The sequence below is a fragment of the Candidatus Poribacteria bacterium genome, assembly GCA_016866785.1.
Taxonomy (GTDB): domain Bacteria; phylum Poribacteria; class WGA-4E.
The window spans coordinates 1-3123 of the sequence record VGLH01000236.1 but is presented as its reverse complement, the minus strand read 5'-3'; the positions used below and the strand labels follow the sequence as shown (position 1 = coordinate 3123).

Annotated in this window: 5 protein-coding genes and 1 tRNA gene; 3 read left to right on the top strand and 3 right to left on the bottom strand. The window is 63.3% G+C overall.

Annotation, left to right across the window (positions count from 1 at the left end):
- Positions 1–254: 254 nt before the first annotated feature.
- From FJZ36_18730 to FJZ36_18720, 3 genes are all read left to right on the top strand, one after another.
- Complete coding sequence (locus FJZ36_18730) at positions 255–644, top strand: hypothetical protein (GenBank protein ID MBM3216934.1); 390 nt, start codon at positions 255–257, stop codon at positions 642–644.
- Positions 645–670: 26 nt separating this feature from the next.
- Positions 671–871, top strand: a complete 201-nt coding sequence (locus FJZ36_18725) for a hypothetical protein (protein ID MBM3216933.1) — start codon at positions 671–673, stop codon at positions 869–871.
- 177 nt (positions 872–1048) lie between these two features.
- Positions 1049–1122, top strand: a tRNA-Gln gene (locus FJZ36_18720).
- Between the two features lie 18 nt (positions 1123–1140).
- Here the strand turns inward: FJZ36_18720 and FJZ36_18715 are convergent.
- The 3 genes from FJZ36_18715 to guaA all read right to left on the bottom strand — a co-directional run.
- Positions 1141–1494, bottom strand: coding sequence for a cupin domain-containing protein (locus tag FJZ36_18715; GenBank protein MBM3216932.1), 354 nt, complete (start codon positions 1492–1494; stop codon positions 1141–1143).
- 28 nt (positions 1495–1522) lie between these two features.
- Complete coding sequence (gene arsM, locus FJZ36_18710; protein MBM3216931.1) at positions 1523–2386, bottom strand: arsenite methyltransferase; 864 nt, start codon at positions 2384–2386, stop codon at positions 1523–1525.
- 90 nt (positions 2387–2476) lie between these two features.
- On the bottom strand, positions 2477–3123 hold a 647-nt coding region (guaA, locus tag FJZ36_18705), incomplete at its 5' end, for a glutamine-hydrolyzing GMP synthase (GenBank protein ID MBM3216930.1).

Sequence of the window (3123 nt, the reverse complement as noted above, 5' to 3'; positions counted from 1 at the left end):
TTGCTTCGCCTCTTTGACGAGAACGCACCTTTCGTGGTGGGGGATGTGACGGAAGTGGAGCGTCGGCAGGCGAAGTGGACCTCCTACGTCGGAACGTTGAAGGACGGGAAGACTCGTGGCTTCTGGATGCTGACGCTGGGTACGCCTCGCGGCGGTCGGGTGTTGCCGTTCCACTTCGTCACCTCCTCCTCGCAGACTCTTCGCAGACCATCGAGGAGGAGGTTACCTCGCGGAACCCCGAACATCGTCGCGCGTTGGCAACCGCTTCGGGACTGCTGAGGGACGTTTCCATCGTCTTTGATGGGGAATTCAGCTATGAAGCGCTCCTTCGAGACCTCAAGCGCGAGAAACAACCCTTCGTCATCCGCCTGAACACCGGCAACGGGGTGCAACGGACGGACAAGGCAGGCAATCCCATCGCGTTGGCTCTGGCTCCTGGGAAGGCCGTCTTTGCCAAGAACGTCTCCCAAGAACGTCTCCTACAAGGGAACCACGCGCGTGCATCTGGCGGGACGCTGGAAGCAGGGATGCAAGGAACCTCTTTGGGTTATCACGTCGTTGGAGCCGGAGAAGGGTCTCGAACTCTACGAGAAGCGCAGGAAGAGAAGCGCATGAAGATCGAGGAGAGTTTCAAAGACCTGTGAAGTCGCTTCTGCACCTGGACAGACTGATGAACAAGAGCCGGGAGCGGATGGAGAAGACGATCGCCTTGACGCTCATCGCCCACGCGTTGGGCTACTTGGTGGGCGAAGCGGCGCGAGATGCTCTCTACGCGAAAACACAGGAGTCCTACTCCCCGCTCTTCGTCCTCCTGAAACATCGGATCCCTCGCGCGCAAACGGATTCACGCTCGCCGTCGGATCGAGATTAGCCGTCATCGGATCCCTCGCGCGCACAAACGGACGCAGAACATCCGTTGCGACGCCTATCAACGGTGGATACTCCTCATCGCGCCCACTGTCCCAACTTAGCGGAGCAGGTCAGCGGGTTTGCCTTGACCGCGCCGCCCCTGCGTGGTACACTAGGCTCCGCGTAGTGATACGCCTGCTGCCGGGTCGTCTAGTGGTAGGACGCATGGCTCTGGACCATGTTACGAGGGTTCGAATCCTTCCCCGGCAGCCACTCTCTCCGACTTGATCCCTACTCGACGTCCTCGTCTTCTTCCTCGTCCTCCTCCGCACCGGTCTTGACGAGAACCAGCAGCAGGAGCAGCGGCGACTTCGCCACGATGCTGTGAGGCAGGTTGGGCGGCATATAAGCCCACGAGCCCGGGACTGCCTCGAGCTTGTCCCTGCCGAGACCCAAGGTCGCTTCGCCCTGGAGCACCTGTAGGATTGCTGGCATCGACGCCGTGTGCTCCGACAACTCCTGCCCTTGCGAGAACCCGAACAGGACGACGCGGACGTCGGCATCGGAGTACAGCGGACGGCTCAGAATACCGTCCTTCGGGACTTCGACTTCCTTCACGAGGTCTGCTAGGAACTTGTAGTCCATTCAGCGTCTCCAGTTGGGTGTGAGAGCGTCAGGGCTTCCGCGCCGTGATCTTGAGGCTCGTGACGTAATCCGACGGCTCCGCAGTCCTCGGCAGGTCCTGCGCGATGCGAACGTAGAGCGGATCCCGCCAATCCGCCATGGCGTCCATGTAGGACGCATCCGACTCGAGTGCGATGTCCACGAGACCGACATCAGACGCCATGCGCTCCGTCTCGGATACCAGCACGGCTCCGGCGACGCATCCCAGGAGCGCCTCGATGCTCTCGGCGACTGCCTGGGGCAGCGTCTGAAGGAGAGCCAGGTCCGACACGGCGACTCTCCCGCCCGGCTTGAGCACACGCGCGATCTCTCGCCATACCTGCGGCTTGTCCGGCGACAGGTTGATGACGCAGTTCGAGATCACGACATCAACCGAAGCGTCCGCGACAGGCAGGTGCTCGATCTCTCCGAGCCGGAACTCGACGTTGTCCATGCCGGTCGCGTCTCGGAAGGCGTCGGCGTTGCGGCGAGCCTTGGACAGCATCTCAGGAGTCATATCGACGCCGATGGCTCGTCCCTCGGGTCCGACGCGGCGAGCGGCGAGGAACACGTCCAAGCCCGCTCCGCTTCCGAGGTCGAGAACGACCTCGCCGGGCACGAGCGATGCGAGAGCCGTCGGGTTCCCGCAAGAGAGTCCGAGGTTCGCGCCTTCCGGGAGGGCAGCCAGGTCGTCGGTGTCGTACCCCAGAGCGGCGGCGACGTCGTCGGCGCTCGCCCCGCAGCAGCCCGTTGATTCGTCTTCTGCCAGCGCGATGCCCGCGTAGCCTTCGCGCACGACCTGGCGGAGGTCGTCGCTTCTGCCCGGAACGCGTTCGGCGCAGCAAGAGGAGCTCCGTTGCCGTTCTTGCGACATGTCGAGCCGTCCCCAAGGTTCGCTGTCGAGCCGATCACACCGAGGGATTGCCGATAGGTCCGGCGCTGTCAAGCCCGCGCGAGCCGGGCGTCATTCCCATTCGATGGTCGCCGGGGGCTTCGAGCTGACGTCGTAGCACACCCGGTTCACCCCTCGCACCTCGTTGATGATGCGATTGGCTATCCTGCCGAGAACCTTGTAGGGAATGTGCGCCCAATCCGCCGTCATGCCGTCGGTGCTCTCGACGGCGCGCAGGGCGATCACGTCCTCGTAGGTACGCTCGTCGCCCATGACGCCGACCGTCTGAACGGGCAGCAAGACGCAGAACGCCTGCCAGATCGAGTCGTAGAGCCCGGCGCGGTAGAGCTCTTCGATGTAGATCGTGTCGGCTTCGCGGAGAACGGAGAGGCGTTCGCGCGTCACCTCGCCCAGGACGCGCACGGCGAGCCCGGGTCCTGGAAACGGATGGCGTCCGAGCATCGCGTCCGGCACGCCGAGCTCCCGCCCCACGGCGCGCACTTCGTCTTTGAAGAGATCGCGGAAGGGCTCGATCAAAGAGAACCGCAGGTTCTCGGGTAGCCCACCGACGTTGTGGTGGGTCTTGATCGTCGCCGACGGGCCCCGCACGGACATGCTCTCGATCACGTCGGGATAGAGCGTCCCTTGTGCGAGGAAATCGACGTCTCCGATGTCGCGCACGGCATCCTCGAAGGCGTTGATGAACTCGCGCCCGATGA

What these genes read in the sequence shown, in the direction of transcription:
- arsM (MBM3216931.1), bottom strand. Translation starts at nt 2,386, where the DNA reads ATGTCGCAAGAACGGCAACGGAGCTCCTCTTGCTGCGCCGAACGCGTT.
- FJZ36_18725 (MBM3216933.1), top strand. Translation starts at nt 671, where the DNA reads ATGAACAAGAGCCGGGAGCGGATGGAGAAGACGATCGCCTTGACGCTC.
- FJZ36_18715 (MBM3216932.1), bottom strand. Translation starts at nt 1,494, where the DNA reads ATGGACTACAAGTTCCTAGCAGACCTCGTGAAGGAAGTCGAAGTCCCG.